The 15,951-nt window shown below is 64.7% G+C and carries 20 protein-coding genes and 1 tRNA gene; 11 read left to right on the top strand and 10 right to left on the bottom strand.

Annotated elements, in window-relative coordinates:
- The first annotated feature begins 99 nt into the window (after positions 1–99).
- On the top strand, positions 100–594 hold the full coding sequence (locus tag LB569_RS24875; RefSeq protein ID WP_224694463.1) for a hypothetical protein: 495 nt from the start codon (positions 100–102) through the stop codon (positions 592–594).
- Positions 595–656: 62 nt separating this feature from the next.
- Here the strand turns inward: LB569_RS24875 and LB569_RS24870 are convergent, their stop codons facing one another.
- The 5 genes from LB569_RS24870 to LB569_RS24850 are packed head-to-tail and all read right to left on the bottom strand — an operon-like array spanning position 657 to position 3,019.
- Positions 657–962 (bottom strand): urease subunit beta, encoded by a 306-nt coding sequence (locus LB569_RS24870; protein ID WP_224694462.1) that lies wholly within the window; start codon positions 960–962, stop codon positions 657–659.
- A gap of 6 nt (positions 963–968) precedes the next feature.
- A complete protein-coding gene (locus LB569_RS24865) occupies positions 969–1,556 on the bottom strand; it encodes a HupE/UreJ family protein (RefSeq protein ID WP_224694461.1) in 588 nt (195 codons plus the stop codon).
- A gap of 24 nt (positions 1,557–1,580) precedes the next feature.
- Positions 1,581–1,835, bottom strand: coding sequence for a DUF1272 domain-containing protein (locus LB569_RS24860; RefSeq protein WP_140703159.1), 255 nt, complete (start codon positions 1,833–1,835; stop codon positions 1,581–1,583).
- Between the two features lie 10 nt (positions 1,836–1,845).
- The gene (locus tag LB569_RS24855; protein ID WP_140703161.1) at positions 1,846–2,148 is read right to left on the bottom strand and encodes an urease subunit gamma; all 303 of its coding nucleotides are present in this window, start codon (positions 2,146–2,148) and stop codon (positions 1,846–1,848) included.
- Between the two features lie 28 nt (positions 2,149–2,176).
- A complete protein-coding gene (locus LB569_RS24850; RefSeq protein WP_224694460.1) occupies positions 2,177–3,019 on the bottom strand; it encodes an urease accessory protein UreD in 843 nt (280 codons plus the stop codon).
- A 202-nt stretch (positions 3,020–3,221) separates the two neighbouring features.
- On the opposite strand from LB569_RS24850, the gene LB569_RS24845 reads away from it, so the two are divergent.
- From LB569_RS24845 to LB569_RS24835, 3 genes are all read left to right on the top strand, one after another.
- Entirely contained in the window at positions 3,222–3,476 is a 255-nt protein-coding gene (locus tag LB569_RS24845; RefSeq protein ID WP_027145432.1) for an acyl carrier protein, read from the top strand.
- 4 nt (positions 3,477–3,480) lie between these two features.
- Complete coding sequence (locus tag LB569_RS24840; protein ID WP_224694459.1) at positions 3,481–4,689, top strand: beta-ketoacyl-[acyl-carrier-protein] synthase family protein; 1,209 nt, start codon at positions 3,481–3,483, stop codon at positions 4,687–4,689.
- Positions 4,690–4,887: 198 nt separating this feature from the next.
- Positions 4,888–5,592, top strand: coding sequence for a glutathione S-transferase family protein (locus tag LB569_RS24835; protein WP_224539255.1), 705 nt, complete (start codon positions 4,888–4,890; stop codon positions 5,590–5,592).
- A 28-nt stretch (positions 5,593–5,620) separates the two neighbouring features.
- On the opposite strand, the gene LB569_RS24830 is transcribed toward LB569_RS24835, so the two are convergent.
- The 3 genes from LB569_RS24830 to LB569_RS24820 form a co-directional block, all read right to left on the bottom strand.
- Entirely contained in the window at positions 5,621–5,965 is a 345-nt protein-coding gene (locus LB569_RS24830) for a hypothetical protein (RefSeq protein ID WP_224694458.1), read from the bottom strand.
- A gap of 94 nt (positions 5,966–6,059) precedes the next feature.
- Complete coding sequence (locus tag LB569_RS24825) at positions 6,060–6,671, bottom strand: nucleoside triphosphate hydrolase (protein ID WP_224694457.1); 612 nt, start codon at positions 6,669–6,671, stop codon at positions 6,060–6,062.
- A gap of 80 nt (positions 6,672–6,751) precedes the next feature.
- Positions 6,752–7,849 carry a hypothetical protein gene (locus LB569_RS24820; RefSeq protein WP_224694456.1) on the bottom strand — a complete coding sequence of 366 codons (1,098 nt, stop codon included), beginning with the start codon at positions 7,847–7,849 and terminating at the stop codon, positions 6,752–6,754.
- Positions 7,850–8,103: 254 nt separating this feature from the next.
- Between LB569_RS24820 and LB569_RS24815 the strand changes: the two genes are divergently transcribed.
- The 6 genes from LB569_RS24815 (at position 8,104) to LB569_RS24790 (ending at position 12,214) form a co-directional block, all read left to right on the top strand.
- Positions 8,104–8,997, top strand: a complete 894-nt coding sequence (locus LB569_RS24815; protein ID WP_224694455.1) for a D-alanyl-D-alanine carboxypeptidase family protein — start codon at positions 8,104–8,106, stop codon at positions 8,995–8,997.
- A 267-nt stretch (positions 8,998–9,264) separates the two neighbouring features.
- Positions 9,265–10,188 (top strand): DUF1003 domain-containing protein, encoded by a 924-nt coding sequence (locus tag LB569_RS24810; RefSeq protein WP_224694493.1) that lies wholly within the window; start codon positions 9,265–9,267, stop codon positions 10,186–10,188.
- A gap of 153 nt (positions 10,189–10,341) precedes the next feature.
- Positions 10,342–10,418 (top strand) — tRNA-Arg (locus LB569_RS24805).
- Positions 10,419–10,484: 66 nt separating this feature from the next.
- Positions 10,485–11,249, top strand: a complete 765-nt coding sequence (locus tag LB569_RS24800; RefSeq protein WP_224694454.1) for an SDR family oxidoreductase — start codon at positions 10,485–10,487, stop codon at positions 11,247–11,249.
- Between the two features lie 165 nt (positions 11,250–11,414).
- On the top strand, positions 11,415–11,726 hold the full coding sequence (locus tag LB569_RS24795; protein ID WP_224539442.1) for an ArsR/SmtB family transcription factor: 312 nt from the start codon (positions 11,415–11,417) through the stop codon (positions 11,724–11,726).
- 2 nt (positions 11,727–11,728) lie between these two features.
- Positions 11,729–12,214, top strand: a complete 486-nt coding sequence (locus tag LB569_RS24790) for an SRPBCC family protein (protein WP_224694453.1) — start codon at positions 11,729–11,731, stop codon at positions 12,212–12,214.
- A gap of 34 nt (positions 12,215–12,248) precedes the next feature.
- Here the strand turns inward: LB569_RS24790 and LB569_RS24785 are convergent, their stop codons facing one another.
- Both LB569_RS24785 and LB569_RS24780 read right to left on the bottom strand, forming a co-directional pair.
- The gene (locus tag LB569_RS24785) at positions 12,249–13,049 is read right to left on the bottom strand and encodes a class I SAM-dependent methyltransferase (protein ID WP_224694452.1); all 801 of its coding nucleotides are present in this window, start codon (positions 13,047–13,049) and stop codon (positions 12,249–12,251) included.
- Between the two features lie 109 nt (positions 13,050–13,158).
- Entirely contained in the window at positions 13,159–14,295 is a 1,137-nt protein-coding gene (locus tag LB569_RS24780; RefSeq protein WP_224694451.1) for a LacI family DNA-binding transcriptional regulator, read from the bottom strand.
- A 606-nt stretch (positions 14,296–14,901) separates the two neighbouring features.
- Here LB569_RS24780 and LB569_RS24775 point away from each other — a divergent pair.
- Positions 14,902–15,864, top strand: a complete 963-nt coding sequence (locus LB569_RS24775; RefSeq protein ID WP_140703191.1) for a sugar-binding protein — start codon at positions 14,902–14,904, stop codon at positions 15,862–15,864.
- Positions 15,865–15,951: the final 87 nt, after the last annotated feature.

Genomic DNA, 15,951 nt, shown 5'->3' with positions numbered 1-15,951 from the left:
GGCCGGCATCCGGTCCGCCGCCCGGGTCGCGGAGGGAACCCTGACAGGGCCGGGGGCGTTTCGTTTTCCAGGTCTTGAAGCAAACCGCGAGAGCCAACGATGACGGTCACCACCCTGCCCGATATGAGATGGCTGCATGCCCTTGCGGCGGCTGCCTTTCTGGTGGCGAGCGCTCCCCATGCGGCGCTGAACGCGCAGGGTCTTGAAAGTCCCGAGACCGTCGACCGCATCGTCGGCTCGCAGGTCAATCAGGAAGAGGCCAAGGCAACGGCGGAAATCGGCAAGGTCAGTTCCGCGATCGACCGCACGCGCGAAAACATCAGCACGGTGCGCAAAACGTCCAAGCTCGACAAGGTCGATATCGTATTCCTGACCGACGCGGCCCGCAGCGAAGGCGGCCCGCCGCCGGCAATCGAGAACAAGGTTCGGCAGCATCAGGACGATGTCGCCGAACTGCGCAAGGAGATCGAGGCCAACGCGCTGCTTTTCAACGCCATCGATTCGCGGCGTGTGCTTGCCCAGGATGTTCTGGCCGTGGAGTTCGACGATCCCGGAAAGATCGTCATCTACGCGGCCGCCAAGCCCTCGGACTGAGCGACGCGCAACGCTCGTGCCTGCGCTGAAGCCACTCCTCGCGCGCCACGCAGTAGACGCCCTCACAGCTTGCCCATCACCTTCTGCTGGAATCCGTAGACCTCGCGCTTGCCGCCAAGCGGCACCAGCGTAACGTCCCGCTCCTGCCCCGGTTCGAAGCGCGTGGCGGTCCCGGCGGCGATGTCGAGGCGCATGCCGCGCGCCCGTTCGCGATCGAATTTCAGCGCCTCATTGGTTTCGAAGAAATGGTAGTGGCTGCCGACCTGGACCGGCCGGTCGCCACTGTTGGCGACTTTCAGGGTGAGGGTCGGCAGATCCTTGTTGAGTTCGATGTCGCCTTGGGCGGGGATGATTTCGCCGGGGATCATGGAGCCTCACACGACGCCGAATGCGAGGCCGACGCCGATTGCCGTGCAGGCGGCACCGGCGATGCGGGCCACGCGGCGAAACCCCGTGCCGAGGCCAAGCCCGGCGGCGATGCCGATGGCATGGAGCAACATGGTGGCGATGGCAAAGCCGGCCATATAGTCGAGCCCACCGGCATTTTCGGGCACTTCCGTGCCATGGGCGTGGCCGTGGAACAGCGCGAACAGGCCGAGGATGGCGACACCGGCAGAGACAGGCAGATCGACCGCCAGCGCCACCAGCAGACCGAGCGCCACGACCGAGGCCAAAATGCCCGGTTCGACGAAGGGCACCGGCACATGGGCCATGCCAAGGGCCGCGCCGGCGAGCATCACGCCGACAAAGGCCGCCGGCCAGGCCCAGATCGCCTTGCCGCCCTTGAGCGCCGCCCACAGCCCGACCGCGATCATCACGGTCATATGATCAAGGCCGGACAAAGGATGCATGAAGCCGGCGGTGAAGGAGGAGGTCGGGCCGATGCCGACATGGGCGTAGGCAGGCATGGCCGCCGCCACGAGCAGGAGCGCCGAGAGGCACAGGCGTTTGACAGGGATCATTTACTTGCCTTTCGTTTTGCGATGTCAGGCGGCCTTGGCCGGCCCGCAGCCCTCAGCCTTGAGCACGCGTTTGGTCGAAGCCGGATATTTCTTCAGCATCGCGGCGGGGCGGATCGGCCGGGCCGTAAAATTGCCGCCGCAGTTGGGGCAGACGCCGCCAAGCACGGTTTCGGCACAGCCGGCGCAGAAGGTGCACTCAAAGGTGCAGATCCGCGCATCCCTGGCTTCCGGCGGCAGATCCTTGTCGCAGCATTCACAGTTCGGGCGCAGCTCCAGCATTTTTCTCTCCTCACCGGATCGGTTCGTGCACGGTCACCAGCTTGGTGCCATCGGGGAATGTCGCTTCCACCTGCACGTCATGGATCATCTCGGCGATGCCTTGCATCACCTGCGCGCGGCTGACGATATGGGCGCCGGCCTCCATCAGTTCGGCCACCGGGCGGCCGTCGCGGGCGCCTTCGACGACGAAATCGGTGATCAGCGCGATGGCTTCCGGATGGTTGAGCTTGACGCCGCGCTCCAGCCGCTTGCGCGCCACCACCGCCGCCATGGCGATCAGCAGCTTGTCCTTTTCCCTTGGCGTCAGGTTCATGCGGCTTCCTGAAATGATACGGAGACAGTCACAGTGACCATAATTTGGGCAGCCCGGCCTTTCCTTTGAGCAATCCGACCAGCGGGACCAGCCGCTGGCGCAGCTGGTAGCCGTCCTCGGCGCAGAGCCTCGCAAGAAGCTTGCCAGATGTCTTCACGCTCCAGACGCTGGCGCCGCCCTGGTCGCCGATGATCTCGCGAACCGGGTCGAGCAAGGCTTCCGCCCGCGGCGACACCAGCAGCAGCGTTGCCACGGCGATCGCGCCGCCTGTTATCGCCGCGCGGCACAGGGTGTCGGCGATGCCAGGTCCGATGCGAAAATCCTCGGCATGGATGAGGGTTCCTTCCCTGCGGACACGCCAGCGGTCGTGAAAAATGCCCTGTGCGGCGCGTTCGCCCATGGCCAGGCGACCGAAGACGGCCGCTTCCAGCACCAGCGCCTCGGCGCCGGCCGCAAGCTCGACATCAAGCGTACGGGCAAAGGCGGCGCGGTCGAAGACGATGGTTTCCTGCGGCAGCCAGGCAACACTGCCGTTCTCGCCGACGGTCAGCTTCACGCTGGTTTCGGCATGGTCCGACGCGGCGCGATAGACTTTTTCACAGGCCTGGGTTGTGACCGTGGCGCTGGCATCGGCGCCGACATCGACCTCCCAGCCGAGACGGTCGCCGCCGGTCAGCCCGCCGGCGGTGTTGATCAGGACGGCCTCCAGCGGACCGGCCGAAACGGCCGGCAGCCTTATCTTGGCGGAGCCGTCCTGATAGAGGCGCCGCAGCCGCGTGCGGCCGTCGCTGCTGGCGCAGCAAAGCTGCGCCTTGCCCGCCGCGCGCTGGGCCAGCTGACCTGAAAACTTCGTATTCTCGATCGTATCCACGCCGCCAAGTTAAACACTGTGGCGCTTTTGTCGACATATAGCTTGTTGCTTGATGGCGTTTCCGTTTCTATAGAGGGAACCACCTTGGTACGGTCAGGCGACGCTTGGCGGAGGTATAAGGCGAAGATCGCGGCCTGATATCGAGGAAAAGAAGGCGCCGTTCAGTTGGCGTCGGGAAACGACACAGTGGGGAAGAAACCGAATGGCTGACCAGCTGGCAACGGACATCATCGAGAAGATCAAGGCCCATGCCGAGCCGGGCGGCGAGGAAATCACCACAACAACCGAACTGACGGCGCTCGGCATCCATTCGCTGGAGCTGACCGAGATCATCTTCGACCTCGAGGAGCAGTATGGCATCGAGATCGAGATGAACACGGTCGATGCCTGGAGCAATCTGAAGAATGTCGGCGACATGGTCGAGGCCGTTCGCGCGCTGATCGCGAAAAAAGCCTGACCGAATGCAAAAACGCGTCGTCATCACCGGCCTTGGCGGGATATGCGGGCTCGGCACCAATATGCCAGCAATCTGGGGCGAGATGCGTGCCGGGCGTTCGGCGATCGGCCCTATCGGCAGCGATTTCCAGAGTGAACTGAAGGTCAAGACCGGCTGCGAGATCAAGGAACTGCCCGACCACGGCATCGAGCGCAAGCAACTGGTGTCGATGGATCGCTTCAGCCTGCTGGCGGTGATCGCGGCGAAAGAAGCCATGCTGCAGTCCGGATTGGTCCCGCATGCGGACAATACCTATCGGATGGGGACCATTATCGGTGTTGGCGTCTGCGGCTTCGAGACGGTCGAGGAGAATTATCGCGCCATCCTGATCGAGGGCAAGAATCGCGCCGGTATCTTCACCGTTCCCAGGGTCATGCCGGGCGCCGCCGCCGGCCAGGTCAGCATGCATCTTGGCTTGCGCGGACCGGTGTTCGGCGTCACTTCGGCCTGTTCGTCGGCCAACCATGCCATCGCCTCGGCGGTCGACCAGATCAGGCTCGGCCGCGCCGATGTCATGGTGGCCGGGGGCACCGATGCGCCGCTGGTGTGGGGCGTGCTGAAGGGCTGGGAGGCGCTGCGCGTGCTGGCGCCCGACACATGCAGGCCGTTCTCCGCCGACCGCCAGGGCTTGGTGCTGGGCGAAGGCGCCGGCATGGCGGTTCTGGAAAGCTACGACCATGCGATGGCGCGCGGCGCCACCATCCTCGCCGAAATCGCCGGCGCCGGCCTTTCGGCCGACGCCTCCGATATCGTCGCGCCGACTGTTGAGGGGCCGGAGGCCGCGATGCGCTTCTGCCTCGCCGATGCCGGGCTCAATCCCGAGGATATCGATTACCTCAACGCGCATGGCACCGGCACCAAGGCCAACGACCAGATCGAAACCCTCGCGATCAAGCGCGTCTTCGGCGAGCATGCGCGCGCGCTCTCGGTCTCTTCGACCAAGTCGATGCACGCCCATTGCCTTGGCGCATCGGGCGGACTGGAGATGATCGCCTGCGTCATGGCGATCCGCGAAGGCGTCGTGCCGCCGACCGCGAATTACCGCGAGCCCGATCCCGATTGCGATCTCGACGTGACGCCGAATGTCGCGCGCGAGCGCAAGGTGCGCGCCGCCATCAGCAATGGATTTGCCTTCGGCGGCACCAATGCGGTGCTGGCCTTCAAGGCCATCTGATCCGGGACGGTTGCCATTTGCTCCGGCAGTCACCACCTGCGCCGGCGGTTGCTATCCGCCCAGGCGGTCCGATCGGTTGACCATCCGTGCATGGTTAAAGCGTCGCCGCCATATTGATCCGGCCCGACCGCAGCTCTAATTCTTGGCCGACCCGCCAACACCGCGCCCTTGGCGCGCATCCCCGCCCAGGAGTTCCCGATGGCCGACCTGTCCGCCTTTCCGATCGCAACCCGTTGGCCGGCCCAGCATCCCGACCAGATCCAGCTCTATTCGGCGACGACGCCGAACGGGGTGAAGATATCGATCGCGCTGGAGGAACTGGGCCTGCCCTATGAGCCGCATCTCATCAACATCGGCAAGAACGAGAGCTGGACTCCGGAATTCCTGTCGCTCAACCCCAATGGCAAGATCCCGGCGATCATCGATCCCGACGGTCCGGACGGCAAGCCGATCGGCTTGTTCGAATCCGGCGCCATCCTGCTTTATCTCGCGGAAAAGACCGGCCTGCTGATGCCCGTTGACGCCGCGCGGCGCTACGAAACGATCCAATGGGTCTTCTTCCAGATGGCGGCGGTCGGGCCGATGTTCGGCCAGGTCGGCTTCTTCCACAAATTCGCCGGCCGCGAGATCGCCGACAAGCGGCCGCTGGAGCGCTACCGCGACGAATCGCGACGCCTGCTCGGCGTCCTCGATGTCAGGCTGAAGGGCCGCAAGTGGATCATGGACAATGACTACACCATCGCCGACATCTCGTTGCTGGGCTGGGTGCGCAACCTGATCGGCTTCTACGAGGCGCGCGATCTGGTCGGTTTCGACGATTTCGCCAATCTGGCGAAATGGCTGGAGCGCGGACTGGCGCGGCCGGCGGTGCAGAAGGGCCTGACCATCCCGGCCCGGCCCTGAACCCCGCCAGAACGGGGAAGGCGGGGTTCTACTTCGCTTTCGCCTTGGATCCGCCCCTGCCGACCACCGAGGCGGCAAGGGACGCCACGCCACGCGCCGTGGCCACGACCGCTCCGGCGGCGACATTGGCTGCCGTGCGAACCTTGGAGCCGGCGCCCGCCGCCGGTTTGCTCGCCCGGGGGGTCTTCGCCGCCGATTTAGGCGCGGCCGCTTTCGCCGTGCTACCCGACACGACTTTTTTAGGCGCCGCCTTGCCGAAGGCCTTCGCATCCTTGGAGCGCTGGGCGATCGCGGGGCCGGCCCCAGCAGTCGATTGCGGCGCTTTCGGTTGAGCTGACTTGCCCCTGGCGGGCTTTTTTGCCTTGGTTGCCATCGGACGGAATCCCTCTTCTGGCATGATTGCCTGACCGGGATAACGCCTTGTAAGTCTTAAGGTTCCCGTCGAAAAATACTGAAGATTGATCGGGTTAACCAATGACCAGGTCGGCCGCCCGGCGCCGGGCCAGCACGCGTTCGATGTTGGGCATGTCGTTGGAGGCGATCCAGGCGCGTGCATCCGCCTCGGAGCGGCCATGCTCGTGCCAGCGTTCCATCAGGCGGCGCTCGAGTTCGTTGCGCGGCACGTCGACGAAAATCGAGAAATCAAACAGCGGCGCCAGCCGCGACCACGGCTCCTCGTCGAGCAGCAGGTAATTGCCTTCGACCAGGATGAACTTGGTCTCGGAGCCGACGATCGCGGCCGCGGCGCGCGACAATTCCATGCTTCGGTCGAAGACGGGAATGGCGATCTCGGCCTCGCCGGCCCGGATGCGCCTCAAAAGTGCCTCGAAGCCGGCAAAGTCGAAGGTTTCCGGCGCGCCTTTTCGCGCGCGCAATCCGCGCGCGTCGAGCACGATGTCGTCGTAGTGAAAGCCGTCCATCGGCACGACTTCCACCGCGCCTTCCGGCAAGAGGTCATGCAGGCTTACCGACAGTGTCGACTTGCCGGCACCCGGCGGGCCCGCGATGGCGACGATGAAGCGCTTTGCCTTGCCGGCGCGCTTGAAGATGGTGGCGGCGAGGTGGGCGATTTCGGACATTTGGCTCTTCCCGCACGATTTCGGACGCATCTTGTCGGCAGTTGGCGGAAATTTCAAACCCTGCCGTCAGGCAATTTGCCTTATGCGGCCGCCGGCCGGCCGATGCGCAGGAATTCGCTGTCGAACAGGATCTCCAACGCGGTGGCGCCGGCCAACCGCAGGCGGCCATCCGCCGTGGTAACCTCCCGCGGCGGCTCTCCGCCCGGCAGCGGCAAGGCACCGATGACGTGCCGGAACGAGACGGCGCGGCCCTCACCAAGATCGAATGCCGTGGCCACGCCCTCGCGCTTCAGCCAATTGTCGCCGAGCGAGGCGGCGTGGCCGATCGCCGTGCGCCCATCCTCGATGCCGAGCACGCCGAGGTGGCGGCCGCTCCACGGCGCGTAGTCACGCCCGCCATTCGAGAACCACAGCATGGTGACCGGCAGTTCGGCCGGGTTCTTCAGCACCAGCACCAGATCGTCCTCTGCCTGACGCGCCAGCGCGGTCCAGCCCGGCCCGCCATGGTCGGCCTCGACCAAGGTGAGGAAATCCTCGCGCCGATCCTCCATGCGATAGTCCGTGAGATCAAGCGTACCGCCGCCGGCGGCGGGAAAATGCCCGAGGTCCGACGACCGACCGGGATACGCCAGCATGAAGCGGCCGCGCGCGGGGTCCGGCTCCAGCGGATCGGCCGGCGTGGCGGCAAAACGCTTCGGCGAGAAGGCCAGCCTGCCGCCGCCTCTCATCGCCGTCATCGGGTGATGAGCGACCGAGATTGCGCCACGGCCGCCGGAGAAAACATGTTCCTGGTAGAGGAAGGGATGATCGTCGATGAGCGTGAGGATCTTGTCGACGCTGGCGCCCATCACCTTGTGGCGCAGGCGGAAGACCGCGCGCCAGCCGCCCTGCGTGGCGCCGTTTTCCACCACATCCCAGGCGCTGTTGGCCGGCCAGCCATGCAGCGGCGCCTCCTCGACATCGCTGCGCGAAAACGGCGCGCAGAGAAAATCGCCGGAGAGCCGGACGGTGCCTTGCGGCAGGTCTGGAGGCAGCGTCTCGCTTGCGTCCACCCAGGGCGCGCGATGCAGCGGCCGCAGCCGGCGCCCACCGCTGTCGACGGTCATGTCGGCGATGTGGCCGACGGTGAGGTCGAGCGAAACCGAAATGCCCTTGGCGTTGATCGTGACCATATCCACCCTGCGATTCTGGAGCCGCCCACCAAACCCGCTTGGCGCACCTTGCGCAAGCGCGGCGACAGGCATTTCGCATCAAGGCAACGCCGCCGCCCCTCACCCAGCCTCCTCGCCCTGCCAAGGGCGGGGAGAGGAAATCAGGCCGTACCGCACTCGACAATCCCTGCTCCAACCGCCATTAACCAAATGGACGCATCCGCCGCGTTACGTTAGCTTCGCCTCATCTCAGCAACAGCATCGCCAGAACAGTCCAGCCCTTGTCCTTTCCGCGTCTCTTTCCGCTCCTCCAGAAAATCCTGGCCGCGCTCGCCCTGGTGGCCTTGGTGGCCGGCTGTTCGACCACAGCCCCGCCGGACTCGGTCCTGGCCGTGCCGGCGGCGCCGCAGAAATACGCGGCCATCGTCGTCGACGGAAAGAGCGGCAAGCAGCTGTTCGAGGTCAATTCGACGGCGCAGCGCTATCCGGCCTCGCTGACCAAGATGATGACGCTCTATCTGCTGTTCGAGGCGATGGACACCGGCCGCGTCACTAAGGAGACGCAGATCCCGGTTTCCGACCACGCCGCCTCGCAGCCGCCGACCAAGATGCGCTTCCGGCGCGGCGAGACGATCGACGTCGATTCCGCCATCCGCGCCATCGTCGTCAAATCCGCCAACGACGTGGCGGTGGCGGTGGGCGAATATCTCGGCGGCTCGGAGGACCAGTTCGCCGCCATGATGACTTCCAAGGCGCGATCGCTCGGCATGACCAGCACCACTTTCCGCAACGCATCCGGCTTGCCCGACGATGGCCAGATGACCACGGCGCGCGACATGGCGGTGCTCGGCATGTCGCTGCAGCGGCGCTTTCCGCAGCATTTCCACTATTTCTCCGAAAGCGACTTCATGTTTCGCGGCCGGCTGGTGCGCGGCCACAACGACATGCTCGGCCGCGTGCGCGGCGTGAATGGCATCAAGACCGGCTATATCAGGGCGTCGGGCTTCAACATCGTCACCTCCTACGACGCCGACGGCCGCCAGTTGATCGTGGTGGTGATGGGCGCCGACTCGGCCCGCCAGCGCAACGACCATGTCGAAGCGCTGATCCAGCGCAGCCTGTCGCCCAGCATGGACGCCACCAAGACGCGGCTGATGTTCGCCGAACAGCAGTAGGTGAGGAGTGGTCCGCGCAGCGGACGAAAAGCCAATTGCTTGGCGTTTCGAATGACGAACGCCCTGAGCCTGCGACGGGCGCCCCTCAGCAGGCGAGGACCGTCGGCCGGCCACCGACCGTGTGAGCGCTCCCTGAAAACCCTCAGCCGGCTATTGTCTTGCGACTGTCACGCAATCGTGCGGAAGACGTGGCATAGGCTGCGAAATCCGACGGTGGCTATGCCCCGTCACCTCGGCGTATCCTAATTTGTAGCGCAGGAGCCCATGATGAGCACCGTTCCCAAGACATCCGAGCAGAAGGCGGCGGACAATGAGAACGACAGCGGCGGCGAATATTTCGAGGCGCCGACCACGCAGGAGGATTTGAGCGAGGTTTCGGACGAGCATTTCGACATACCCGAAGTGCCGGATTCCGAACCGACAACCTCCGGCGCGTCGCGCATAAAGCCGAAGAAGAAACCGTCGGCGATCTCGGGCCGCAAATTCCGCAAGCGCGACCTGGTGCGCATCGACACGCTGCGCCCGAGCCTCGCCGATCGCATTCATTCGGACCACCCCGACCTGCCCAAGGGCGCCCGCATCAGCCGCGAGGAGCTTGGCCGCTACCGCATGCGTTACATGGAGGAGCTCCTGCAGCAGGAGCACGGCGAATTCTCCGAGCTCGACCGCCAGGTGGTGGAATCGATCGCCCGGCAGGATACGATTTCGGAAAACAGCGAAGAAGAATTCGAGGAGCACCGGACGTTCGCCGACCGCGTCTCCGACGGCATGGCCGCCTTTGGCGGCAGCTGGTGGTTCCTGATCTCGTTCGGCAGCGTGCTGCTGGTGTGGATCGGCATCAACCTGTTCGAGGGCACGACCGGCGCCTTCGATCCCTATCCCTTCATCCTGCTCAACCTGCTGCTCTCCTGCATCGCCGCCATCCAGGCGCCGATCATCATGATGAGCCAGAAGCGCCAGGAGGTGAAAGACCGCCTGCGCTCCTTCAACGACTACCGCGTCAACCTCAAGGCCGAGCTCGAAGTGCGCCATTTGCACGAAAAGCTCGACTATTTGATCTCACGCCAATGGACGCGGCTGGCCGAAATGCAGCAGATGCAGCTCGATGCCATGCATGAGCTGGCGAGCGCGAAGAAGGCGAAACGGACGGTGCGCGGGCGAAGCGCGGTGAAGAGCGGGGTGGGGCAATAGTGAGGGATGGTGACGCGCAGCGGACGAAGCCTTACCGCCAAGCCAAGTTCGCAGCGCCGCCAATTGCCCGTTGAAGCCCGCGCCCGCTTCCGCTAAGAAGCCGTGACTTGCCGGTTCGCCGGCTGGTTCGTTTCCGGACCCCTTGTCCTGAAAGCACCCGTAGCTCAGCTGGATAGAGCGCTGCCCTCCGAAGGCAGAGGTCACAGGTTCGAATCCTGTCGGGTGCGCCAGTTCCGGACGGTCCGTTCCGGGCACATGGGTAACACTTTTGGCTCGAACGGGTTTTGGAGCCTGACTTGCCCACAACCACTCCCAAAACCAGGCGTGTCCTGATCACCGGCGCCGGCGCTGTCGACGGCATCGGCTTTGCCATTGCCCGCCAGTTTGGGCAGGCCGGGCATGCGGTTTTCCTGACCGGCGCCAGTGCGCGGGTGCTGGAGCGCGCTGGCGAGCTTCGCGGCGAGGGCATCGATGCCATGGCCGCGGTCGCCAATCTCACCATTGCCGCGGAGGTGGAACGGCTTCGGGCCGAAGTCGGCGCTGTCGACATCCTGGTCAACAATGCCGGCATGGGATCGCTGACGACGCCGTCCGTCGACAAGGCATTCCTGGCGATGAGCGAGGCCGAGTGGGACCAGGGCATCGAAACCAGCCTGAAGACCGCCTTTCTCGTCACCAGGACGTTTCTGCCGGCGATGGTCGAAGCGGGGTATGGGCGCATCGTCAATGTCGCGTCGGTGACCGGGCCGCTGGTCTCCTACCACGGCACCGCCGCCTATTCCGCGGCGAAGGCCGGGATGGTCGGCCTGACCCGCACATTGGCGCTGGAGGTGGCGCGCCACGGCGTCACCGCCAATGCCGTGGCGCCTGGCTGGATCGAGACGGGTGCGTCAAGCGAGGCGGAGCGGATAGCGGCCCTGCATGCGCCGCCGGGCCGCGCCGGCCGGCCCGATGAGGTCGCGGCGGCAGTCGTGTTCCTGGCCTCCGAAAGCGCCAGCTATATCAACGGCGCCTTGCTGGTGGTCGACGGCGGCAACAGCCTTGAAGAACGCAAGGGATAGACCCCTTGGAGTAGCCCTTTGCCTGGGTGGATTTCGACCTTCTGGCGCAACTCCTTCCACCCGAAATGAACTTGGTCCGTCGGAAGAAATTTCCACGCAGTCGGACTAAACCTGCGAGACGCCTCCAGGCTTGACTCTATCATCAGTCCATACTAATAATAAGTCATGACTGTTGATAGCGCACAGCTCGCCGCCTTGGGCGATCCGACCCGAAGGCAGATTTTCGAACTTATCGCGGAGCGGCCGCGCTCGGTGGCGGATGTCACGCGGCAAGTCAGTGTGTCGCAGTCCGCGGTGTCGCAGCACCTGAAGGTCCTCAGGGATTCGCGGCTGGTGCGCGCGGAGCCGAAGGGTGCCAGCAACGTCTACCACATCGATCCGCACGGGCTTGGCGAAATGCGCGCCTGGCTCGACCGGTTCTGGAGCAAGACGCTCGCGGCCTACAAGCTGGCCGTCGAGACCCCACCAGAGGAGTGACCATGAACACCCAGATCCCCATCGCCTCCGTAAAACAGTCCGTCGTGGTCGAGGCGCCGATCGAGCGCGCCTTCAAGGTTTTCACCGAGGATTTCGGCAATTTCAAACCGCCAGAGCACAACCTGCTTAAAACCGAGATCGCCGAGACGGTGTTCGAGCCTCGGGTCGGCGGCCACGTCTATGACCGCGGCGTCGACGGCAGCGAGTGCCGCTGGGCGCGTGTGCTGGCCTATGAGCCACCCAACCGCGTGCTCCTGAGTTGGGACATCAGCCCGCAATGGCGCATCGAGACCGACCCGGCCAAAACCAGCGAGTGGGAAGTGCGGTTCACCGCCGAAACGGCTGAGCGTACCCGCGTCGAGATCGAGCATCGCAACCTGGAGCGCCATGGCCAGGGCTGGGAGGGCGTGCGCGACGGCGTCGCCGGCGATCAGGGCTGGCCGCTCTACCTGCAGCGTTATGCTGATTTGGTTGCTCGGCAGGCCTGAGCGCAGTTTCGATGGCGCTTCGCCGCCTATGCGGTCAGGGCACCACGCCCCTGCACGCCCAAGCGACATTGGCGAACGACCTCGGCCCGTCCGGTCGTCCGGCCTGATAGGCATCGCGGACGGCAGTTTCAGTGCGCTCGCGCTCGGCTGCCTCCAGCGTGGTCATGTATTTGCCGAGCGGGCCTTCGCCCGCTGATATCGGCGCCCAATAATCGGCGAAGTCCTGGTAATCCATACGGATCATCAGCTCGGTTTCGGTCACGTCGGCCAGTCCCTGCTCGATGAAAGTCCGCTTCATCTCGCCGGGCTGCATCATCGGCTGAAAGCAATAGCGGCTGCGCATCTGGCGCCCGCTTTCGCTGAGCGCCGCCACCGTGTCGATCATCATGCGCATGCCCGCCATGCCGCCGAGATGATCCCACACCACGGCTGCGACCACGCCGCCCGGCCGCGTAACACGGCGCATTTCGGCAACCGCCTTGCCGGCTTCGGGCACGAAATGAAGCACCAGCAGGGCCAGTGCACGGTCGAATGTGCTGTCCGCGAACGGCAAGGCGGTGGCGTCAGCCTGCTGGATCTCGATGCGCGGATCGCTGTTACGCCGCTTTGCCGCCTCTACGAAAACAGGCGAAAAGTCGATTGCCGCGATCGCCGCGAGTTCGGCGGATTTCGCAAGCTCGAACGTCAGGCTGCCGGTGCCGCAACCGACGTCGAGTATCTTTTCGCCAGGGGCGAGTCCGGCGAAGCCGATGAATTTGGGCGCGAGCTTTCGGCTCCATCGGCCCATGAGTTGCTCATAGCCGGACGCGTCATGAACGGTGAAACTCGATGTCATATGGCCCTCCCCTGCTGCAGGAGCAGGCTAGACCTCTATAGGGATGAAGCCAAGACGCGGGGAGTGCGGTCAATGCTTGCATCCGGGACGGGACAAGAGGACCGGCGGTTTATGCGACGCCCTTGAACGTCGCCACACTCTCCCGCTCCACCAGCGGGCACTCCAGCTTGGTGATGGGATAGCGCCCCCGTCCCGCCACCGCCGGCGCTTCCAGTTGCTCGATCGCCCATTGCCCCATGGCCATGTGCGGCAGGATCGAGGTGGTCAGTGGCGGGAACAGATGGCGGGCGATTTCCTCGTCGTCGTAGCCGACGACGGAGATGTCGGCGGGGATGTGCAGGCCGGCTTCCTTCAGGGCTTCGTAGCAGCCGATGGCGGTGCGGTCGTTCTGGCAGAAGATGGCGGTGGGGCGGTCCTTGAGCGCCAGCAGTTTTACCGTCGCGGCGTAGCCGGCGCTGGCCGACCAGTCGCCCTCGACCACCAATTCGCCGTCGAAAGGGATGTCGGCGGTGGCGAGCGCGCGGCGGTAGCCCTTGAGGCGGTCCTGTGCCGCCTGCATCCAGGGTTCGCCCGTGATGGTGGCGATGCGGCGGTGGCCATGGCTGATCAGGTGGCGCGTCGAGCTCTGGCCGCCCGCGATCTCGGAGGGAACCACGGCTGGGAAAGCGTAATCCGACGTGTAGCAGTTGAGCAGGATGACCGGGATGTCTAGGCCATAGAGAAAATCGGGCGCGGTGATCTCGCGGGTGAAGATGGTCATATAGATCAGCGCCGAGATGCCGCGCCGGGTCAGCGCCGAGATGGCGCGCGGCTCCATCACGGCGTCGCCCATGGTCTGCGCCACCAGAAGCACGTTGCCGGCATTCCACGAGGCCTGGCGCGCGCCCTCGATGGCGACCACGGCTTCCGGGCTGGTGGCGAGCTGGTCGACGGCAAAACCGATCACGCCGTCGAGCCCGTCGAAGGCTGGCCCATAAAAACCGGGTCCACCGAAGGCGGCAGGCGGCTTCTCCAGCGCCGAGAAGGCGGGGGCGCTGTAGCCGAGCGCGCGGGCCGCCTCGATCACCCGCTCGCGGGTCTGCTGCGACAGGCGGATACCCGGCGAATTGTTGAGCACGAAGGAGACCGTCGCCTGCGAGCAACCGGCGGCGCGCGCGATGTCGGTCATGGTGACGCGGCCCTTGGGCTTCGCCGGCGCCTTGCGGCGCTTGGCGGTCGCGATGGCCGGATCCGTCGTCTCGCTCATGCGGCAGATGTTCCCCAATCCCAGGCCTGTCTAGCGGCGGCCCGCCGGGCCGACAAGATGGCGCGACGCTGCCGATCCCTGAGAACGTCGACTTTGTTTATAGTTATTATCACGCACGCATTCCAACAGTCATGGCAGGCTCAAGGCACCTTTCAAATCCCGGGATTGCAGGTCTCTGGACTCGGCACATAGGGATCGCGGCATCGGCAGAGCCGTGCAGCCATGGCACTTGCCGACCGCGATGTCGAGCCTTTGCTAATAGTGTTTACTAATACAAGAATGCGCTGTACCGTCAATCCATCGCATCCGGCCCGGCCGGGTCCGGGGCGCGGTGGAAATGTCCGTGAACGGTCCGATGGCGAGCGGATATTGCCTGCGCGAGCCATGTCTCGGATATGTGATATGTCAGACAAATCGGACTATTTACGAACGAAGAATGGTTGTCTAAAGTCCGTGGCCGTGGCTGCAAACGACGCCATTCTTCAGTGCCGGGAACCCTTGAGGAGGAGGGGCGTCCAAGCCACGAACGGCAATTCAGGTGAGCAAGGCAATTTTAGTGAGCAAGATGGGTCAGCCCGATGGCTGGACCAAAACGGGAGGTTGAACATGAAATCCTTGATACGCAATGCATCCGTGGCCGCCGCGGCCCTGGTTGTCGGCCTGACGGCGACGGCTATCGCGCGTGCCGACGACAAGCCGACGCTGGCCTTCGTCGTCAACGGCGCTTCGGACTTCTGGAAAGCGGCCGAAGCCGGCGTCAAGAAGGCGCAGGGCGAACTGCCCGACTACACGCTCGAACTCAAATATCCCGAACAATCCTCGGTCGCCATCCAGCAGCGGCTGATGGACGACCTGGTCACCGCCGGCGTCAAGGGCATCATGGTCTCGGCCGTCGATCCCAAGACCTCGACCGACGGGCTGAACAAGATCGCCTCGGAGACGGCGCTGTTCACCACCGACTCGGATGCCCCGCAGACCAAGCGCGTCGCCTATATCGGCTCGTCCAATGTCGACGCCGGCAAGCAGGCCGCCGAAATCGCCAAGAAGGCGATGCCGAACGGCGGCAAATGCCTGGGCTTCGTCGGCCTGCTCGGCGCCGACAACGCCAAGGAGCGCATCCAGGGCATGAAGGACGGCCTGGCCGGCACCAAGATCGAACTCGTCGACGTGCGCGGCGACGACATCGACCAGGCGCGCGCCAAGAAGAATGTCGAGGACGCGCTGGTCGCCAGCCCCGACGTCACCTGCATGGTCGGCTTCTACTCCTACAACACGCCGCGCATCTATGAAGCGCTGCGCGACGCCGGCAAACTCGGCTCGATCACCGTCGTCGGCTTCGACGACGATCCGATCACGCTGGGCGGCGTCAAGGAAGGCACCATTGCCGCCACCGTCGTGCAGCAGCCCTTCGAATGGGCCTATCAGGGCATGAAGTTGATGGCCGCCTATCTCAAGGGCGACAAGTCGGGCATCCCGGCCGGCAATCTGATCATCATCCCGACCAAGATCATCGGCAAGGACGACGTCGACGCCTATGCCGCCAATCTCAAGGCGATGGCAGGAAACTAAGACCACAGGCAGTTCAGCCGGCTCATCTCACTTGAGCCGGCTGTTCGCATTGACGAACCCTGCCGGGGTCGTCAGTCTGCAGAACGG

Origin of the sequence: Mesorhizobium sp. BH1-1-4 (genome assembly GCF_020165665.1) — a bacterium.
GTDB lineage: Bacteria > Pseudomonadota > Alphaproteobacteria > Rhizobiales > Rhizobiaceae > Mesorhizobium.
Note: the sequence above shows the minus strand (reverse complement) of the source record. Positions and strands in the feature narration are given on the sequence as shown.